Below are 17,367 nucleotides of genomic sequence, written 5' to 3'. Positions count from 1 at the left end.
CTTCCTATAAATATACAATGAATAGAAAAATTAACATGTTAAATGAAATTGAATAGGAATAAAGACTAGAATTAGGATATATTTCAGGAATAAATGATATTTTTGTTGTATTGATAACGACAAAACAGGAAAAAGTATGCAAGCCCAGTTAGATGTCATTGATAGGGAGATTTTAAAAATCTTGGAAAAAGATGCTAAAACGGTGGCAAAACACATAGCGGAACAACTTGGTTTGACCAAAACGCCGGTTTATGAGCGCATCAAAAGATTGGAAAATGAAGGTTTTATCAAAAACTACGCGGCCATCATTGATAAGGAAAAAGTAGAGAGTAGTATTACCGTATTCAGTTTTGTTTCACTGGAAGCCCAAAAAGGTCATTTGATGGATGATTTTTTAAATCAGATGAAACAATTTTCCGAAGTTACAGAATGTTTTGTGGTGGGAGGTGAGTTTGATTTTCTGTTAAAAGTTATCGTGAAGAACTTGGACGCTTATTACAAGTTTGCGAAGACCAAAATTGCAACGTTGCCCAATATAGGGGCTGTAAAAAGTGCATTTGTTTTAAACGAGGTCAAGAACGAAAATACCTTTCCGCTATTGTAGCGGATAAAATTAAAAAAGAACGAAGAATCCACATCACCTTTCCAACTTCGATGAACACCTTCAATTCAGCTACTTTGGATTCTTCGCTCTGTTAAGTATTTTCTAGTTAGCGGCAACCGCGGTTGTAGATGGAGGATATTCCTTAAGAATATGAGATACAAACTCACGAATGCGCTCCTCTTTCTTTTCAATGTTCTTGGTATTGTTCAAGGTGCCAACACCACGACCTTGCCACACCAATTCTTTCTTTTTGGCGTCTATTACATCTATATATAGCGACCCTTCAGTACGGGTGCTTACGTTGGGCCTGTTGTTCCAGCCCCAGCCCCATCCAGGGCCCCAGACCCAAGGATTGTAAAAACCACCATAACCCCAACCAAAGTTGTTGTTGTAGACATCGACGCGTTCACGTTCTTTGGTAAAAATACTTACCAGAACGTCGGGCTGCTGGGATTTAACAAAACCTCTAGAGCTCATTTCGTTTTCTATTGCTCGGAGGATACGTTTCTTGTCCAAATCTGAAATTTGAGCTTTGTCTATACCAGTTTTATAAAAGGCATAGGATTTGAAAGTTTGAAAATCAGCTTTTTTATCATAATCGGAAACCACCCTTACCGAAGTGCAGGATGCCAAAAAAATAACTGCAAGGGCAGCCAGGGAAAACAGTTTTAAATTTTTCATAGTAATCTTTTTTGAGTTCAACGAAATCACTAAAATAAGTCACAAATATTATGCCGAAGATAGCTCTAACGCCTTGTGTTGGTTTTTTTATCGTAACCGTAAGGGCAATGCCGGCAACCACTCTCACAGCAATACCCTCTTTTAAGGTGATATTGCTTGGTAAATACCCTATAACCTTCCTCCGAAATGTAAAAATCGCCCTCCTCTAAGGGAATATATTCCTTCATAAAAATCGAAACCAACATAAAATTACAGTATTCCGATGAAAAGCACCAATTGTGCAATTGTTAAGTAGTTCACCGAAATTGTTAATGCTATCATCGGATCAATCCAATTTTCTAATATCTTGGAGGCTATCTTTGTAGGAAACCTATTATAGTTTTAGAGTGATATTAGTTTTTAAACATTTCTTTTATCGAAATTATGTAGGCCTATCCCTTTGGCCATTTATCTTTTTAAAAGAGGATAACCTCAAAAAAGATGAAGTACTCATCAATCATGAGCGCATACACCTAAAACAACAGCAAGAGTTATTGATACTCCCATTTTACATCTTTTATGTTGCGGAATGGTTACTTAGAACCATACTTTATTTGGATAGTTACAGAGCTTACCAAAACATTAGTTTTGAACGCGAGGCCTATGCCAATGAAGAGGATAAAGAGTATCTTGCGCGTAGAAAATCTTTTGGTTTTTTAGACTATTTGACGCGTTAATCACACAACTTGTTTGTTCCCAATCAAAAAATAGATTTACCCTTTCTTGAGGAAAAAGGAGTGACCCTTTATATTAAAAGGGAGGATACCATCCACCCACATATTTCCGGAAACAAATACCGAAAGCTCAAATACAACCTGCTCGAAGCAAAACAACAAAACCATACCACCTTGCTCACCTTTGGCGGGGCTTTTTCCAACCATATAGCTGCTACGGCCTGTGCAGGTAAGGAAACTGGTTTCAAAACGATTGGAGTAATTCGTGGGGAAGAGTTAAAAGACAATTGGCAGGGAAACCCGACCTTGAAATTGGCGCACGAGCATGGAATGGAATTTCATTTTGTTTCCCGAAGTGATTATCGAAAAAAGAATGAAAAAGAGTTTACGGAAGAACTGGAATCTCTTTTCGGAAGGTTTTATTGTTTACCTGAAGGTGGAACGAATGCACAGGCTGTAAAAGGCTGCGAGGAAATTTTGACCGAAGCCGATGCTGTATTCGATTTCATCTGCAGCTGTGTTGGGACTGGCGGAACCATAGCTGGACTCATCAACTCTGCACAAGGCCATCAAACGGTTTGGGGTTTCCCGGCGCTCAAAGGCGATTTTCTAAAAGAAGATATCCGTAAATTTGCCCGAAATGAAAATTGGAATCTAATTTCTGATTATCATTTTGGAGGATATGCCAAAGTGGATGCTAGCTTAATTGATTTCATCAACACCTTTAAAAAAGAAACAGGCATTCCTTTGGACCCCATTTATACCGGAAAAATGCTTTTTGGTATTTTTGATCTGATAAAAAAGGATACTTTTAAAAAAGGAACCCAAATTTTGGCCATCCATACCGGGGGGCTGCAAGGCATACAAGGCATGAATCTTGCACTAAAGAAAAGAAATTTACCGTTGTTGGACATATGATCAGGAGAATAGGATATGTTTTGGTACTTGTTGTGTTGTTTACAAGTTGTAAATCCAAAAAAAGGACAGTAACCCGTCAACCCAAACCCGTTGTAGAGGTTAAAAAAGACCGAAATCCCAACGCAGGACTTCCAAAAGATGGACCCAAAGATTCTGAATTATATCCCTTACCTGTCAACCCGGGTCGATTTGTAAAATTTCCCATCGCTGACACCCAAGAATACATTGAGACTTTTGCCGAAATGGCCAAATACGAAATGAGAGCTTTTGGCATTCCGGCCAGTATTACCTTAGCACAGGGTATTTTAGAAAGTGGTTCAGGAAGAGGTGCGCTTACCCGAAAGACCAACAACCATTTTGGGATAAAATGCCATACCGGATGGGACGGAGAATTCGATTTTCACGACGATGATGCTAAGGGGGAGTGCTTCCGAAAGTACAACCACCCCATGTATTCGTTCCGGGACCATAGTATTTTCCTTTCTTCAAGATCACGGTACAAATTCCTGTTTAACTACAGACGCAACGATTATAAAAAATGGGCCTATGGTTTACGTCAGGCTGGGTATGCTACAGACCGTAAATATCCGCAAAAGTTGATTGCCCTAATTGAAAGATACAATTTGGACGAGTATGATGAAGAAGTTGTACGCGGAGGATTGGAAACCGTTCGAGCACCCAAAAAATATGAAGTATTTACCCATGTGGTGGAGCAAGGGGAAACGCTTTACGCCATCTCCCGTAAATATGCCATTTCGGTGGATGAACTCAAACAAATCAATAACCTGAACAACAATACTATTTCCATTGGGCAGGTGCTCAATATCCGGAAAGAAATATCAAAATAAGCTGTCATATCGAGTACAGTCGAGACGTGACTGTTAAAAAAATCTTTCTCAACTGCACTCGAACTGACATTATAGAATAGAACACTAAATGCTATACCAACGAAGCAGTGCCCTGTTCGCAGAGGCCAAAAAATACATTCCCGGAGGGGTAAATTCCCCGGTAAGGGCATTCAAAGCTGTGGGGGGTGACCCCATTTTTGTAAAAGAAGCCAAAGGAGCTTATTTATATGATGAGGACGGCAACCAGCTTATCGATTTCATTGCCTCATGGGGGCCACTGATTCTGGGTCATGCCCATGAACCTGTAATCAATGCGGTAATAGAAAAAGCCAAAAAAGGAACTTCCTTCGGAATGCCCACCGAAATTGAGACCGAGTTGGCCCAACTAGCAGTTTCAATGGTGCCTAATATCGATAAGATTCGTTTTGTAAATAGCGGAACCGAGGCCTGTATGAGTGCAGTGCGTTTGGCGCGTGGTTATACTGGAAAAGATAAGATCATCAAGTTTGCTGGTTGCTACCATGGCCATTCCGATTCGTTTTTGATTCAGGCTGGGAGTGGGGCAGTGACCTTTGGAAGTCCCAACAGTCCTGGAGTGACCCAAGGAACTGCAAAAGATACCCTTTTGGCCAATTATAACGATTTGGAAAGTGTAAAAGCTTTGGTTGAAGCCAATAAAGGTGAGATTGCAGCCTTGATTCTGGAACCTGTTGCCGGAAATATGGGATGCATCATTCCAACGGATGAATTTATTCAGGGTTTACGAGATATCTGTACTCAAGAAGGCATTTTGTTGTTGTTTGATGAGGTGATGACCGGATTCCGATTGGGAAAAGGAGGTGCTCAGGAAGCTTTGGGTATTGATGCCGATATTGTAATGTTCGGAAAAGTAATCGGTGGCGGACTTCCCGTAGGGGCTTTTGCGGCCCGGGCGGAAATTATGGCCCATTTGGCACCAGAAGGACCGGTATACCAAGCTGGAACCTTAAGTGGAAACCCTTTGGCGATGAGTGCAGGGCTTGCTATGCTTACCGAACTTAACAACAGATCAGAAGTGTTTACGAGTTTGGCTGAGAAAACAACATACTTGCATAAAGGTATCGCTGAAGTATTGACCGAAAAAGGGATTACCCATCAGATTAACCGCTATGGCAGCATGATCTCTGTGCACTTTTGTGAAGAACCTGTGGTAGATTTTGCTTCCTCTACCAAAGGCAATAACGATACCTTTAAAAAGTACTTTCATGGGATGTTGGAGCAGGGGGTTTATTTACCGCCTTCGGCATTTGAAAGCTACTTTTTGAATGACGCTTTAAGCTATACCGATTTGGACAAGACTGTTGATGCATTAAAAGCTACTTTTTAACCACTACAAATGTTTTGGACGGAGCAGAGAGGATATACTAAAGTTTATTTTTTTAAACATTTTCAAAAAACTTGACCGCAAAGGCACAAAAGTCTCGAATTACATTTTTGTCTAAATCAAATTCTTTTCTATTTCCTAAATAGTTTTTGGTGTTTGGAGTGATTTCTTTTTTATCCTTTAGTTCCAGAACAGTAATACATTTAATATGTTTTTTAGAAACTAAAACAATATAAGCATTGTCATAAGGATAATCTTTTGGCAAATCTTTGTGTGTAAACTCACCGTTAGCTCTGAACTTTACTTCAATGAAATAAACAGCTTTGGTATTTTGATTCTGGATAACAAAATCTGGCATTCTTTTTATCTGGTCAGAAACATCGGACCGAACACCTTTAAGTAAATCCATAATGCCTGGGATAGTGTTTTCCATACCATAACGAAAAACATTATAACCTAAGCTTAAAAAAAGTTCTTGAATAAGGGTTTCTGCAATTCTTCCCTTAATCATATTATATCTGTAGTTTTTGTCCTTTTTCGTAAAAGTCATTTCTTTTATGACACTCATTATGAGTTGTTTACGATTTATTGCTGAAAATTGTCTTTGTATAAATATTATTTTTTCAGTTCTGCCTTTTGAACGATTGAGAAACCTTTTGTTTTGCTAAAACTCATTTGATGAACAAAGTTCTTCATGCTGTCGGAGGGGTCAATAGTTTCTAAATTTAATGAGTTAATTGTTTCAGGCAGAAAAATTACAGACAATATAGGTTGCTCTTCAAGATGTCCAGTTGTTGAATTTACAATTTTGGATAAAGCATTAATTCGAGCATAGCTAATTGGTAAGTATGCGAAAGCTTCGCGCGCAACCCTTATTGAAGCACTGCAAATATGATCTTGGTACAATTCATTAAACCTCGACTTTGACATACTTTTTTTTGAAAGTTTACCAGTTGAAGTTTGTTTTAGCTCATAATCAGGAATAACATCCAAACTATTTACATACAAATCAATATCAATAAAATTTTGGTCAAAGGCAAAATTTATTTTGCTCCCTAACTCACCAATATCAGAAAAAGGCTCAAAATATTCAAGAGCATTTTTATAATACTCAGGGTCCCTATTTTTAACTCCTTTGCTTATATTTTGAAGCTCTTCCCAATTTTGAAGCTCTTCCAAATATTTCTGGTAATTTGAATCATATTTCTTTTTGTCCTTTGATTTAGCTTCATTCATATTTTCATTTAATTCATTTACCTTCCTTTGAGTAGAACCAAATATTTTGTCAAAAAATGATGGCTTAAAGTTGTCCAATTTGTATTTAGCGGCAAGTTCGAAATTACCTTCAAAAGGAGGCTCAATCGGTTTGGTAGTATTTTCGATTTGTTTCCAATCTATTGGTTCGGTACAATTCTTATGGACAGATTGAATTGTGTCAACATAGTTTTCCCAATCTGCAACAGCTTGGGTTGAATTTTGAATTTCTTTTAATTTTTGCTGTTGCTTAATTTTTTTCGCTGCTTCACGGGCTTGTCTTTGTTGTTCCCTTTCCATTCTTCGCACAGCTGCTCCGTAAGAACGTATTGCTCCCTTTATCGTGGTCATAACGTCTATTTTTATACCTGAGGTAATATTAAAAACTCAGTTTAAACTAATACATGTTGTGGAGGAACATATAAATGTTAAAGTAATATTTCTACTTAATATATGGTTACAATAAAATCCTAAAAAAACTATGGTTTTTCCCTAATTTTTGAATCTAATCCTTAATAACAGCCCGTAAAAAAGCTTCCACCGCTGGAGAACGGCCTAAAGGTTCTAAAAAACAGGTATAAATATTCACGAATATGGCCAAATAAGTAGCTGGGTGTTTTAGTTTTTTATACTTCCATGCTGCCAAGAGAATCATACCAATAATAAGAGCTTGTGTAAAATAGACCGGGGTCATAATATCAATAGCTGGCCATTCTTCTAAGTGTATTAAAACATAAATGTTTTGGATTCCTCGCCCTAAAGCGGGCATCATTATTAAGAATACCGTAGTGATTAACCACCAAGCATGATCTTCCAGGCTTTTTCGTTTTATAATACTCATGATCACCGCATAACCAAAGGCCAATATCATAACAATTTCCACCGCAGCTACTCCAATAAAGAACCAAGGTTCAAAAGGGCCAAAGTTGTCTCTATATTGAGCTGAATCATTGGCATTGGTAATGTCTCTAAACAACATGCTAAAGGCTGTAATACAAACGCCGCCAGCCAAAAACATACCTATAATGCCATTTGTTCGATGTTTTTCCAATTTACCGTGGGTGGCGTAATACGGTTGTATGATCAAGTACAGATACCAGATGGTTCCAGTCCAGTAATGCACATGTACGGCCCAGCCGTTTTCGGTAAAATCTCCCCAATAGTCCCTGAAAATTCCAAATTGCATAAAGACCATGGGAATGATCATCCATTTGTACAGGCTTTTGTAACGATCCATTGCGCTATTTTTTGGTGGTTAGAAAATTGCGTAGCTAATTAGTGCATGGGGATATGCAACTAGCACTTTATAAAAAAATAGGGGGAGTTTGTTGATTACAAGATAGTTAAAATTATTTAGCGCTCTTGATTGTAATCCAACTAGCTAATTGTTCGATTTTTGTCTTACAGCATTTAAATAAATGTTAAAACTTTACCGAACGTTTGGTAAAATTGAAAATTTAATTACATTTGTCCTATGAGAATGGCAAAAGTATCAGATCTAGAAATTTTAAACGGCTTAATGTCGGTGTTCCGAGCAAAGGGATATGATGGGGCAAGTTTAAATGAATTGGCGGAAGCTACAGGTCTAAAAAAAGCTAGTCTGTACCATCGTTTTCCAGGAGGGAAGAAAGAAATGACCGCTGCCGTGCTTGATTTTATGGAATCGTGGGTAATTAATAAGGTTTACAATGTACTGTCCGATGCTAAGATAGCACCAACTGAACGTTTGAGAGAGGCTTTGGCTAATATCAATGCTGTTTATAATGAAGGACGGGAGGTTTGTCTATATCGTTCGCTTTCTATGGACACGGGAATGGCCCTTTTTGGAGAGAAGATAGAAAAGGGGATCAACCAATGGTTGGAGTCGTTCAGTATTCTTGGAAAAGCCGTTGGGAAGGACAAGGATACTGCCACGCAAATGGCCAAGCAAAGCTTTATTGAGGTACAGGGCAGTTTGGTATTATCCAAAGCTATGGGGTCAACAGAACCTTTTCAAAATGCAATCCAGCAAATAGAAAACCGATATAAAACCTAAAAAAATTTGAATATTAAAATTACCGAACGTTCGGTAAATCAATGATAACAACAATTAAATTAAAAACAATGAAAACTAGAAAAACAATTGTAGCACTTTTTACATTGGCGGTATTGGTCGCCTCGAACCTTAACGGACAAAACAAAAGAAGGTCCGTAACAAAACAAGATTATCCAACCACCTACCACACCGCAAAGGTGTCCGGATTGGATATTTTTTACCGGGAAGCGGGTCCCAAAGATGCTCCCACCTTGCTTTTATTGCATGGTTATCCGACTTCTTCGCACATGTTCCGCAATTTGATGGAAGACCTATCATCCAAGTACCATTTAATTGCACCCGATTACCCCGGTTATGGGCGTAGCTCACAACCTCCAATGTCGGAATTTGAATATTCATTTGACAATTTTGCGGAGATTATTGATGAGCTTTTGGTGCAACTTAAGGTAGACCGCTATAGTTTGTATTTAATGGATTATGGTGCACCGGTGGGGTATAGAATCTTTGAAAAGCACCCAGAACGTGTAGATGCATTTATCGTTCAAAATGGGAATGCCTATGACGAAGGTTTGGTGGATTTCTGGATTCCCCTTAAAAAGTATTGGAACGAATACACCGTTGAAAACGGGAAGGCTCTGGAAGGATTCCATCAAATAGATGGTCTAAAATGGCAGTACTTACATGGTGTGCAGGACAGTACTAAAATTAGCCCTGACAACTGGAACGTAGATTTGCAACATTTGACCCGTCCTGAAAACAATGACATCCAATTGGCCATGTTCTATGATTACCGTACGAATGTGGACCGATATCCTGGATGGCAAAAACTGTTTCGTGAGTACCAAGTACCAACCTTGATCGTATGGGGTAAGAACGACTATATTTTTCCACCAGCTGGGGCACATCCATATAAAAGGGATTTAAAAAATGTAGAAATCCATTTATTGAACACGGGCCACTTTGCCTTGGAAGAAAAAGGAGATGAAATTGCCAACTACATTGACAATTTCTTAAAAAAGAACAAGATTCAGTAATTAGGTTCGCTGCCCGTAGCACATTTTTTTCATGATGCTGCGGGTAGTGTTTTTTATGTTTTTACGACTTAGTTGTAATTACAAATTAGTATAAAACATGATGAAAGAAGACGAGATAAAATTACCAGTTCCTCCCTTTACTTTGGACACAGCAAAACAGAAGATTCAACTAGCCGAAGGTGCCTGGAATAGCCAGGACCCGGTTAAGGTATCCAAAGCCTATACGGTGGACAGTGAATGGCGAAATCGTTCCCAATTTGTGCATGGGCGTGAGGAGATTCAACAATTCTTAACGGACAAATGGCAAAACGAGCGCAACTATAAATTGAAAAAGGAATATTGGGCTCATGGAGATGATCGCATTGCTGTTCGTTTCGAATACGAATACCAAACCAAAGATGGTGATTGGTTTCGTGCCTATGGTAATGAAAATTGGGAGTTTGATGCTAAAGGTTTAATGAAAAAACGCTTTGCGAGTATTAATGATGTGCCGATAAAAGAGGAGGAGCGACGGTTGGGGTAGCTTTTACCCTTTCCAGTTTCAAATTTTATTGGAATAGAAGGAGATTGAAAACTAAAACCACATAGTGAAGTTAAAACGACTTTTTTTATAGGGTCTCCACCAAATAATTGTACAGCATTCCGGCTAAAATGGCCAAGCCAAAGCTTAATAATGTACCGATTAATACATACTCAGTGAGTTTTCTGTTCTTACCTTTGTTTAGGTCACCAAATCGAAAAACCGATTTAGCTGTTATCAACAACCCGATAGCTGCCCATTGATTTAACAGAATAAAACCAAATACGAACAACCGTTCCAACATTCCGATATATTTACCCGCATTTTTAAGTGAACCACCTTCAGTATGGTCATCTTTAATTACTTCAGCATAATAAGGTGCCAATAACATTCTCATGATAATACCAGATACATAGGTCACAAATGCCAAGAATGTTAGAAATAGTAGGTTTTCCTCTCCGAATAGTGTTTGGAAATCAATTTCAAATGGGGTTGTCCAATAAACCACTACAATGATAACCCCAATATGCAGCAGCTGATCTATGGCAAAGAGCCATCTGTAATTTTTCTCATTGGTGAAGGCAAGCTTGGCCAAATCGATTAGATAATGGGAAACAATGATTACCGCAATAACGCCCAACTGGTTAAATTGAAGCAAAAGGAGTAATGCCAACAAGTGTACACCGATATGCCAATAGAGGTATTTGGATTTCCACTTTTTCTCAAGCTTATCTTCGACCCAATGGGCAGGTTGAAATACAAAATCGCCCAGAAAATGGGCTAGAATCAATTTTAAGGCGAATAAAATCATAGTTCTGTGAGTTGGGATATATAAAATTGGATCATTTTTTTCACTTCATCAAATCCAGCACGAAGTAAAGCTTCGCTTATACTACTTTGTGATTTACCCAATAGTGCGGCTAATTCTTTTTGATTGGCTTCGGGGTGTTCCAAAGCTGTCTTTACAATTCTTGAAGTGGCCGGCAACCAATGGTCCATACTTAATGAGGCAAGTTGTATCATAAGATTGATTTGGGTGTCGAATATCTCGGAATTGGATTTTATGGCCAAGGTCTGTTTTTTCAAATTCTCGAAACATTCCCCTGAAAATACAAAGGCCGAACCATTGGATTCGGTTATTTTTTCAGAGCTATAATCTTTTTCACCTATACCGATACCCATACGTACATCAATACCTTTTTTTTGTTTTAGACAAGCTTTTATGTGAATGGCCGCTTCCAATGCTTTTTCTGGTGATATTTCCATCTGAAAACTGTCACCACGGTATATTTCCCACTGCTTGGGCTCTTTTCCGTACTTGTTCAATACCTTTTTTAGGTTGGGCAACCAAGCTTCAGGAATATCCTTCCTAGAATTAATGATATCTCCGGTTATTATGGCTATTGCTGCAATCATAAATACAAATATCGGTAAAATAACCGATAATTGCAAATATCTGTAAAATAGCCGATAATTGATAATATCTGTAAAATAACCGATAACTATTTGAAATTCTAAAAAAGAAGAGATTCCTCCAATAAATTTATGGAAGGATCTATCTATTAATGAGGTGCTTTTTGCTGATAATTTGGAACCAACTTGCCATCAACCCAACTCAATTGTCTGGTTTCGACAAAAGTTTTGGTCCAAAGCGAAGCTTCATCAAGGTTTTCTCCTTGCTCTTTTTTGAAAAATATTTTACCAGGAATGCCGCCTTGGTCATCTGGAAAAATAAACTGTTCAGAACGATAGGATACCCCTGCATCAGAAATTTCAGAAAGCTCGGCCACTTTGGTGAGTCCGCTGGCATGTGCAAAAAAATAGATGCCGCCAGTTTCTACACCACATGCCTCTGCAATGTAATCGACATATAAAATACCATCCAAATTGGGAAGTCCTCTATCACCAATTACATGAATAGCGATATTGGTATGGGAAAGCGGAATTTTTTGTTCAAGGTATTCCCCTCTGACCACATTTCTAATATTCAAAAAGTCACGGTTCCCTTCCTTGGAGAAAGCGAAAAAGTAATCCATTGCATTCAAGTTTTTCTTTTCAATGGACAATAACCCACCAAGAATATAACCAGTGGCATCATCATACTTTACTTTGTAAAAAGGGGAGTCGTATCCATTATAGGGCCATGAGAATTCTGTTTTCTCAATAATCTGGACCCATTCCCCTATTTTCAAGAATTCCAATACCTCGGATTCCATTTTTGGGGCACTACGCAATTTTACATTGTTACCAAAGACATAGACCTGTTCTCCAGGTTCAAAAACACTCCCATTCCAAGAATTATTGTTTTCATCTTGGGCTGAGCAAAAGAATATAGTTAATAGAGTGGTTAGGGCCGAAATCAAAGTTACTTTCATTTTATATCATTTTAAGATTAAGACAGCCCTTATGGGTGTTATAATATATACGCCTTAAAATGTTAAAATGGTTCGAAGGGCATTTTTAAATTTTGTGAAAGAAGTGAATCAATTAATTCGCCAAGGTGGATTCAATCTGTTTTCGCCGGCAAAAAATAGGATCAATCGGTTATTATCTGGATCATGAAGTCGGGCCTCTCTCCATAACCACGGCCGATCAGAAGGCGGTTCGTCAATTTGAATACCGTTTTCTTGGAGCTGCTCAACTTTTTCATCCAAATCTACACATTCAAAATAGAGATAGATGCCTTCACCTATAGGTAATTGATCTACCATATGGATAGAAAATGTACTGTTCCCATCTGGACAAACAAAACGAGCGTAATGAGGAAGGGCCTTTACAATTAATTGTAATCCTAATGTGTTGTAGAAGGCAATACTTTTTTCAACGTTAAGGGAAGGAACTGTAACCTGATTGAGATTCATAAAACCAAATTGTTAATGGATATTCCAAATTACGATTTTGATTTCACAGTCTGATTAGGATGGGGCAAAAAAAGAAGCCGCGTCCATGGCCGGCGCGGCTTCTAAAATCAACAAAAAACACTATCCTCTTCTTCCCTTCTCCTGCATTTTCTTTTTGCCGTTCATTCCCTTTTTCAGTTTCAATTTCTTCCAGGTTTGATACTGCTCTTTGCTCAATACCTCCTTCATTTTTTGCTGATGTGCGATTTGACGGTCTAATCGGGAATTTTCAAATTCAAATCGTTCATCAGATGTAGGTCTTTTCCATTCCCCACTTTCTCTTTTAGCTTGGATTTCTGCATACTTTGCTTTGCGATACTCTGCCAGTTCCAAACTTATGTCCATCACCTTTGCTTGTTGTGCTTTGGTGAGATCAAGGGCCAAGGTCAATTTTTTGGTTTTTAAGGTGGCCAATTGCTCAACCGTCATGTCCATCTTTGGTCCTTTTCTTCCTTTTGTGTGTTTTTGGGCCACAACACCCATCGTGGTCATCAAGACCAACAATACTGCTAACTGTTTCATATGTTTAAATTTTAATGATTTGGTTTTAGGACAGTACTTATGTACTATGGTTTAATCACCATATCATCATTTATGAAGCATTTAACACGTGGAATTTTTGGACCCTACTCCAATTTCTTTACAGAATCTTCTTGGGTCTCATCAAGATTATCGACATCCTCGAAATCGGTTTCAACCACAGATGTGGAGTTTACTTGGTTTTGAAACCTTTCATCTTCTTGCTCAATGTTATTGTATATATAGGCCGCGATGGCAAAGCATAAAAAATAAAGGAAGCTCTTGATTTTGTAGGTCATGATTTTGAGATTTGGGATTACTAAAATAGGGAAAGCAAGAGCACTTATCCATCATATGTTGTGAAATGGTCTTTTTTAGATGTGAACTGGACGAAAAGCATGGTATAATCGACAAAACGCACAGTTTAACCAAAAAAGGCCATTTCTTCATGTAAATTCCTACAAAAATAGAATTTATTTTGGGTCCAAAATCAGGTCGATACGTTCCAAGGCATCTTGAAGATGGTATCTGCTCATTGTATCTGAGGTTCTATTAAGTCCATTTCTAATGTCTCGTTTCAAATTGTTGAGCTCTGCTCTTGCTACCGAACGGATATCGGACTGACTAGTATTCACGATTGTGGATTTACGATATCCTCCAAAATCTGACAATTTACCTTGATTTTTGGCCGTCATCAAATATTCTAAACGGTCGATATGTGCTTTTTGAAGATTTCTTCGGTAGGTGTCTATCGATTTACCGCTACGGGTTTCGGACCAAATTCCTCTTCTGAGGTCACGCATCATTTCCAATAGTCCGTATGCTTCTGTTCCATTGATGGTTTCATTCTCAATAATCCGGGCTAGTTTTCCCAAATGAAGAATATTGTCCAAATAGCGAACCTGCATGGAACGGATACGCTCTACGGAACCTGAATATTCAATTTTATTGAAAATTTCCTGATCAATCAGCCAATTGGGCGTTTTGAATAATTCCTCTTGCATAAAAGTCATGCAATTTTTTTGATGTTCTTTGTCTACATGGGTATATACTGCTCCTTCCTGATCAGCGGTTTTATAATATTCGTAAACACCTCCTATGTTATTGGAAACATGTCCCATATATCTTCTGAACTGAGAAACAACTTGTCCATACAATGTTCCAAGGTCATCATAATCCTTCCCTTCTTCGGTTGTCCAGTTTGCAAGGTTAGGCATGATACGTTTTAGGTTTGCTATACCATATAAACTTGCTTTTATGGCGTCATCTCCTAAATCTTCAGTTTGTGAACTTGGATCATGTATATCGCCAACTTGTTGATGCCCAAATCTATATCTGGGGTCATTATCGTGAGCTCTGATCCAACCATTTAAAATGGGCTTTTCATCTTCTGCAGCAGTGTCTAAAATAGGTTTATACCCCCATTTGATTGCATGTTTGTCATAGATGCCAATATTGGGCATGAGCGCCACACCTTTATCTTCGGGTTGGGCAACATAGTTGAATCTGGCATAATCCATTATGGAGGGAGCAGTACCAAATTTTTGGGTAAAGCTTGCGGAACGAAGGGAATCCACTGGGTAGGCAACACTACTTCCCATATTATGTGGAAGCCCTAGAGTGTGTCCTACTTCGTGCGCCGATACAAAACGGATTAATCGACCCATAATCTCATCTTTGAAAGCAACAGTTTGCGCTTCAGGATTTATGGCTGCTGTTTGCACAAAGAACCAGTTCCGAAGTAAGGTCATTACATTATGGTACCAATTAATATCAGATTCCAAAATTTCACCACTTCGAGGATCACTTACATGAGGTCCGTTGGCATTTGGAATGGGTGATGCTAGATAACGCACTACGGAATACCGAACGTCTTCGGGAGACCATTCGGGATCTTCCTCCTTGGTAGGAGGGTCCTTCGCAAGGATGGCATTTTTAAATCCGGCGGCCTCAAAGGCAACTTGCCAATCTTCGATTCCCTGTTTAATATAAGGAACCCATGTTTTTGGTGTTGCACGGTCTACATAATATATAATAGGTTTCTTGGGTTCTACCAATTCTCCTGCCTTGTATTTTTCAATATCCTCATCTTTAACCTCAAGTCTCCAGCGATCTAAATAACGAACGGTTTTACTTTCTTGTGCATCTAAACCATAATCAACCTGGCCTCTTGCAAACCAACCCACACGTTCATCAAAATAGCGACGCTTCATCGGGTTCTTTGGCAAAAGAATCATGGAATTGTTGATTTCTATGGAAATGGAACCTAAACTTTGATTGCTTGGTGGGGCGCCTGCGGCATAAGTTTTTACATGTCTCGCCTCAATGTTCAATGGATAACTTTTAATTGACTCGATATAGCTGCGGTCCCCATCCAATCGACTTACTTTGTATTGTTTTCTTCTTCCATCAGGCATGCCCAATGGCTTTACATCCTTACTGAACAATGGGTCCACCTCAATGACCGTAGCCAGGTTTAAGGAATCTTTTTTGTTGAACGCTTTTATGTCAAACGCAAAGAGCACAGGTTCAAAGTTTGAATTGACCACGGCTTCATGTACTGGCAATGAATCAGCAGCTACATTTCCGTAGGAAACCACCCTAAGCAATACTTTTTTGGGCTTTTTTTCCCATCGCAACACTTGGGTGTTGATTTTTCCTCCTCCAAAACCAATTCCCGTAGCGGTTTTGGAAATTCGGCTTACCATCAACATCTCCCTATTAAAAAGAGAATCGGGAATCTCGTAGTAATGTTTGTCCTCTACTTGATGAACTTGAAAAAGTCCTTTATCTGTTTTTGCCTCTTTGGTGATTACCTTTTCGTAAGGTTTGATTTCACCTTTTTTTGGTTTACTGTCCGCATTTTGTTCGGTTTTCTTCTTTTTCTTTTTAAAAAGTTGAGCGTCTGAAGACTGAACTGCACCAATAAGAAAAAGGGCGAAGAAAACTTTGGTAAGAACGTTTTTGATCATTTGATGTCGGTTTGATGTAATGAATAGCCACCAAAGAACCTAAAAAACATAAAAACAGACTGTTAAATAAATATTAACTCTCAACTTTTTTCTGGAATATAGTAACCTTTGGGAGTATCTAATTTTACTGGTGCTTCCCGTTGAAACGCCACCTATAGCTGAGCTCAGGGGAAATTTGTTTTTCCTTAAAAAAACTAAAAAGCTGTAACATTTTAGAATATGGGTAGTCTTATAAGCATACATCATCAATCAAAAAATTCAATCAAAAATGAACAAATTATTAATGATTTACGGTTGCGTACTCTTAGGTAGTACCGCTGTAGCAAACGACCAACAAAGTACGGCGGTCCCTGTTGTAGAAACCAAATTGGAATCCACCGGTACGTTTGAGAACAATTTTACAGTATTGCAGATCAATGCTGAGGTAGAAGGAGCAACTTCTAAATTATGCGCTATGTATAATGAGTTGTCCTTTGAACTGAATTTAAACGAAATAGAATTCGTAGAAGAAGAATCGGTGGACGATTTGGGGTTTGACACCTCTGATTACCTTCCCGAGGGCTTTAACCCCTATGAAACTTATTTTGATTTGAATTCCATTATATACATCGAAGACGAAACTGAGTTGAACCTTGATTTTAATGCTTCCGAGCATTTGCCTGAAGGATTTAACCCTTATACCGACATCGTTGATGTCCATTCCATAAACTATATGGAGTATGAAGACAATGATCTAGGCTTCAACACCAAGGATTATTTGCCAGAAGGTTTTTCGCCTTACGAAACGTATATTGATTTGAATTCCATCCCTTATATAGAAGAGGAAGTTGAGCTTAACCTGGGCCTTAACAGTGAGTACATGTTGCCGGAAGGATTTGATCCTTATGAAGGTTCAGCTGAAGTGACTTCTATTAATTATATGGAGGAAGAAGATATAGATTTGGGTTTTGATGCTTCAGTGTATCTCCCAGAAGGTTTTGACCCATATGCAAGGGCAAACTAAGTA

At 38.5% G+C, this 17,367-nt stretch carries 21 protein-coding genes; 9 read left to right on the top strand and 12 right to left on the bottom strand.

Annotation, left to right across the window (positions count from 1 at the left end; translation table 11 throughout):
* Positions 1-136: 136 nt before the first annotated feature.
* Positions 137-604 (top strand): Lrp/AsnC family transcriptional regulator, encoded by a 468-nt coding sequence (locus tag IAG46_RS07940; protein WP_190809822.1) that lies wholly within the window; start codon positions 137-139, stop codon positions 602-604.
* A 102-nt stretch (positions 605-706) separates the two neighbouring features.
* Here IAG46_RS07940 and IAG46_RS07935 read toward each other — a convergent pair whose 3' ends face one another.
* Both IAG46_RS07935 and IAG46_RS07930 read right to left on the bottom strand, forming a co-directional pair.
* Complete coding sequence (locus IAG46_RS07935) at positions 707-1,285, bottom strand: DUF4136 domain-containing protein (protein ID WP_190809821.1); 579 nt, start codon at positions 1,283-1,285, stop codon at positions 707-709.
* Between the two features lie 65 nt (positions 1,286-1,350).
* Positions 1,351-1,512 carry a DUF5522 domain-containing protein gene (locus tag IAG46_RS07930; protein WP_190810838.1) on the bottom strand — a complete coding sequence of 54 codons (162 nt, stop codon included), beginning with the start codon at positions 1,510-1,512 and terminating at the stop codon, positions 1,351-1,353.
* Between the two features lie 159 nt (positions 1,513-1,671).
* Between IAG46_RS07930 and IAG46_RS07925 the strand changes: the two genes are divergently transcribed.
* From IAG46_RS07925 to hemL, 4 genes are all read left to right on the top strand, one after another.
* Positions 1,672-2,001: a hypothetical protein gene (locus IAG46_RS07925; protein ID WP_190809820.1), complete on the top strand. Its 330-nt coding sequence runs from the start codon at positions 1,672-1,674 to the stop codon at positions 1,999-2,001.
* Between the two features lie 9 nt (positions 2,002-2,010).
* Complete coding sequence (locus IAG46_RS07920; protein WP_190809819.1) at positions 2,011-2,916, top strand: 1-aminocyclopropane-1-carboxylate deaminase/D-cysteine desulfhydrase; 906 nt, start codon at positions 2,011-2,013, stop codon at positions 2,914-2,916.
* Positions 2,913-3,764, top strand: coding sequence for a glucosaminidase domain-containing protein (locus IAG46_RS07915; protein ID WP_190809818.1), 852 nt, complete (start codon positions 2,913-2,915; stop codon positions 3,762-3,764). Before IAG46_RS07920 ends, IAG46_RS07915 begins: the two co-directional genes overlap by 4 nt.
* Before the next feature lie 88 nt (positions 3,765-3,852).
* Complete coding sequence (hemL, locus tag IAG46_RS07910) at positions 3,853-5,130, top strand: glutamate-1-semialdehyde 2,1-aminomutase (RefSeq protein ID WP_190809817.1); 1,278 nt, start codon at positions 3,853-3,855, stop codon at positions 5,128-5,130.
* A gap of 52 nt (positions 5,131-5,182) precedes the next feature.
* On the opposite strand, the gene IAG46_RS07905 is transcribed toward hemL, so the two are convergent.
* The 3 genes from IAG46_RS07905 to IAG46_RS07895 all read right to left on the bottom strand — a co-directional run bounded on the left by IAG46_RS07905 (position 5,183) and on the right by IAG46_RS07895 (position 7,618).
* Positions 5,183-5,695, bottom strand: a complete 513-nt coding sequence (locus IAG46_RS07905; RefSeq protein ID WP_223826628.1) for a hypothetical protein — start codon at positions 5,693-5,695, stop codon at positions 5,183-5,185.
* 47 nt (positions 5,696-5,742) lie between these two features.
* The gene (locus IAG46_RS07900; RefSeq protein WP_190809816.1) at positions 5,743-6,732 is read right to left on the bottom strand and encodes a hypothetical protein; all 990 of its coding nucleotides are present in this window, start codon (positions 6,730-6,732) and stop codon (positions 5,743-5,745) included.
* Between the two features lie 154 nt (positions 6,733-6,886).
* Positions 6,887-7,618: a hypothetical protein gene (locus tag IAG46_RS07895; RefSeq protein WP_190809815.1), complete on the bottom strand. Its 732-nt coding sequence runs from the start codon at positions 7,616-7,618 to the stop codon at positions 6,887-6,889.
* A gap of 243 nt (positions 7,619-7,861) precedes the next feature.
* On the opposite strand from IAG46_RS07895, the gene IAG46_RS07890 reads away from it, so the two are divergent.
* From IAG46_RS07890 to IAG46_RS07880, 3 genes are all read left to right on the top strand, one after another.
* The gene (locus tag IAG46_RS07890) at positions 7,862-8,416 is read left to right on the top strand and encodes a TetR/AcrR family transcriptional regulator (RefSeq protein WP_190809814.1); all 555 of its coding nucleotides are present in this window, start codon (positions 7,862-7,864) and stop codon (positions 8,414-8,416) included.
* 68 nt (positions 8,417-8,484) lie between these two features.
* Complete coding sequence (locus tag IAG46_RS07885; RefSeq protein ID WP_190809813.1) at positions 8,485-9,450, top strand: alpha/beta fold hydrolase; 966 nt, start codon at positions 8,485-8,487, stop codon at positions 9,448-9,450.
* Positions 9,451-9,550: 100 nt separating this feature from the next.
* A complete protein-coding gene (locus IAG46_RS07880; RefSeq protein WP_190810836.1) occupies positions 9,551-9,973 on the top strand; it encodes a nuclear transport factor 2 family protein in 423 nt (140 codons plus the stop codon).
* A gap of 85 nt (positions 9,974-10,058) precedes the next feature.
* Here the strand turns inward: IAG46_RS07880 and IAG46_RS07875 are convergent, their stop codons facing one another.
* The 7 genes from IAG46_RS07875 to IAG46_RS07845 form a co-directional block, all read right to left on the bottom strand.
* Entirely contained in the window at positions 10,059-10,781 is a 723-nt protein-coding gene (locus tag IAG46_RS07875; protein ID WP_190809812.1) for a DUF3307 domain-containing protein, read from the bottom strand.
* Positions 10,778-11,386 (bottom strand): SatD family protein, encoded by a 609-nt coding sequence (locus IAG46_RS07870; RefSeq protein WP_190809811.1) that lies wholly within the window; start codon positions 11,384-11,386, stop codon positions 10,778-10,780. Before IAG46_RS07870 ends, IAG46_RS07875 begins: the two co-directional genes overlap by 4 nt.
* 146 nt (positions 11,387-11,532) lie before the next feature.
* Positions 11,533-12,345 (bottom strand): SH3 domain-containing protein, encoded by an 813-nt coding sequence (locus IAG46_RS07865; protein ID WP_190809810.1) that lies wholly within the window; start codon positions 12,343-12,345, stop codon positions 11,533-11,535.
* A 108-nt stretch (positions 12,346-12,453) separates the two neighbouring features.
* On the bottom strand, positions 12,454-12,831 hold the full coding sequence (locus tag IAG46_RS07860) for a VOC family protein (RefSeq protein ID WP_190809809.1): 378 nt from the start codon (positions 12,829-12,831) through the stop codon (positions 12,454-12,456).
* A gap of 120 nt (positions 12,832-12,951) precedes the next feature.
* Positions 12,952-13,392 carry a hypothetical protein gene (locus tag IAG46_RS07855; protein WP_190809808.1) on the bottom strand — a complete coding sequence of 147 codons (441 nt, stop codon included), beginning with the start codon at positions 13,390-13,392 and terminating at the stop codon, positions 12,952-12,954.
* 104 nt (positions 13,393-13,496) lie between these two features.
* Positions 13,497-13,688 carry a hypothetical protein gene (locus tag IAG46_RS07850; RefSeq protein ID WP_190809807.1) on the bottom strand — a complete coding sequence of 64 codons (192 nt, stop codon included), beginning with the start codon at positions 13,686-13,688 and terminating at the stop codon, positions 13,497-13,499.
* Positions 13,689-13,862: 174 nt separating this feature from the next.
* The gene (locus tag IAG46_RS07845; protein WP_190809806.1) at positions 13,863-16,361 is read right to left on the bottom strand and encodes a zinc-dependent metalloprotease; all 2,499 of its coding nucleotides are present in this window, start codon (positions 16,359-16,361) and stop codon (positions 13,863-13,865) included.
* A 268-nt stretch (positions 16,362-16,629) separates the two neighbouring features.
* Between IAG46_RS07845 and IAG46_RS07840 the strand changes: the two genes are divergently transcribed.
* Positions 16,630-17,364, top strand: a complete 735-nt coding sequence (locus IAG46_RS07840; protein ID WP_190809805.1) for a hypothetical protein — start codon at positions 16,630-16,632, stop codon at positions 17,362-17,364.
* The last annotated feature ends 3 nt before the right edge of the window (positions 17,365-17,367 follow it).

Origin of the sequence: Flagellimonas sp. S3867 (genome assembly GCF_014698935.1) — a bacterium.
Classification (GTDB): Bacteria; Bacteroidota; Bacteroidia; order Flavobacteriales; family Flavobacteriaceae; genus Flagellimonas.
The sequence above is the reverse complement of the archived record's forward strand: the minus strand, read 5'-3'. Positions and strand labels throughout refer to the sequence as shown.

What these genes read in the sequence shown, in the direction of transcription:
- IAG46_RS07940 (WP_190809822.1), top strand. Translation starts at nt 137, where the DNA reads ATGCAAGCCCAGTTAGATGTCATTGATAGGGAGATTTTAAAAATCTTG.
- IAG46_RS07935 (WP_190809821.1), bottom strand. Translation starts at nt 1,285, where the DNA reads ATGAAAAATTTAAAACTGTTTTCCCTGGCTGCCCTTGCAGTTATTTTT.
- IAG46_RS07930 (WP_190810838.1), bottom strand. Translation starts at nt 1,512, where the DNA reads ATGAAGGAATATATTCCCTTAGAGGAGGGCGATTTTTACATTTCGGAG.
- IAG46_RS07915 (WP_190809818.1), top strand. Translation starts at nt 2,913, where the DNA reads ATGATCAGGAGAATAGGATATGTTTTGGTACTTGTTGTGTTGTTTACA.
- hemL (WP_190809817.1), top strand. Translation starts at nt 3,853, where the DNA reads ATGCTATACCAACGAAGCAGTGCCCTGTTCGCAGAGGCCAAAAAATAC.
- IAG46_RS07905 (WP_223826628.1), bottom strand. Translation starts at nt 5,695, where the DNA reads ATGAGTGTCATAAAAGAAATGACTTTTACGAAAAAGGACAAAAACTAC.
- IAG46_RS07900 (WP_190809816.1), bottom strand. Translation starts at nt 6,732, where the DNA reads ATGACCACGATAAAGGGAGCAATACGTTCTTACGGAGCAGCTGTGCGA.
- IAG46_RS07895 (WP_190809815.1), bottom strand. Translation starts at nt 7,618, where the DNA reads ATGGATCGTTACAAAAGCCTGTACAAATGGATGATCATTCCCATGGTC.
- IAG46_RS07890 (WP_190809814.1), top strand. Translation starts at nt 7,862, where the DNA reads ATGGCAAAAGTATCAGATCTAGAAATTTTAAACGGCTTAATGTCGGTG.
- IAG46_RS07885 (WP_190809813.1), top strand. Translation starts at nt 8,485, where the DNA reads ATGAAAACTAGAAAAACAATTGTAGCACTTTTTACATTGGCGGTATTG.
- IAG46_RS07880 (WP_190810836.1), top strand. Translation starts at nt 9,551, where the DNA reads ATGAAAGAAGACGAGATAAAATTACCAGTTCCTCCCTTTACTTTGGAC.
- IAG46_RS07875 (WP_190809812.1), bottom strand. Translation starts at nt 10,781, where the DNA reads ATGATTTTATTCGCCTTAAAATTGATTCTAGCCCATTTTCTGGGCGAT.
- IAG46_RS07870 (WP_190809811.1), bottom strand. Translation starts at nt 11,386, where the DNA reads ATGATTGCAGCAATAGCCATAATAACCGGAGATATCATTAATTCTAGG.
- IAG46_RS07865 (WP_190809810.1), bottom strand. Translation starts at nt 12,345, where the DNA reads ATGAAAGTAACTTTGATTTCGGCCCTAACCACTCTATTAACTATATTC.
- IAG46_RS07860 (WP_190809809.1), bottom strand. Translation starts at nt 12,831, where the DNA reads ATGAATCTCAATCAGGTTACAGTTCCTTCCCTTAACGTTGAAAAAAGT.
- IAG46_RS07855 (WP_190809808.1), bottom strand. Translation starts at nt 13,392, where the DNA reads ATGAAACAGTTAGCAGTATTGTTGGTCTTGATGACCACGATGGGTGTT.
- IAG46_RS07850 (WP_190809807.1), bottom strand. Translation starts at nt 13,688, where the DNA reads ATGACCTACAAAATCAAGAGCTTCCTTTATTTTTTATGCTTTGCCATC.
- IAG46_RS07845 (WP_190809806.1), bottom strand. Translation starts at nt 16,361, where the DNA reads ATGATCAAAAACGTTCTTACCAAAGTTTTCTTCGCCCTTTTTCTTATT.
- IAG46_RS07840 (WP_190809805.1), top strand. Translation starts at nt 16,630, where the DNA reads ATGAACAAATTATTAATGATTTACGGTTGCGTACTCTTAGGTAGTACC.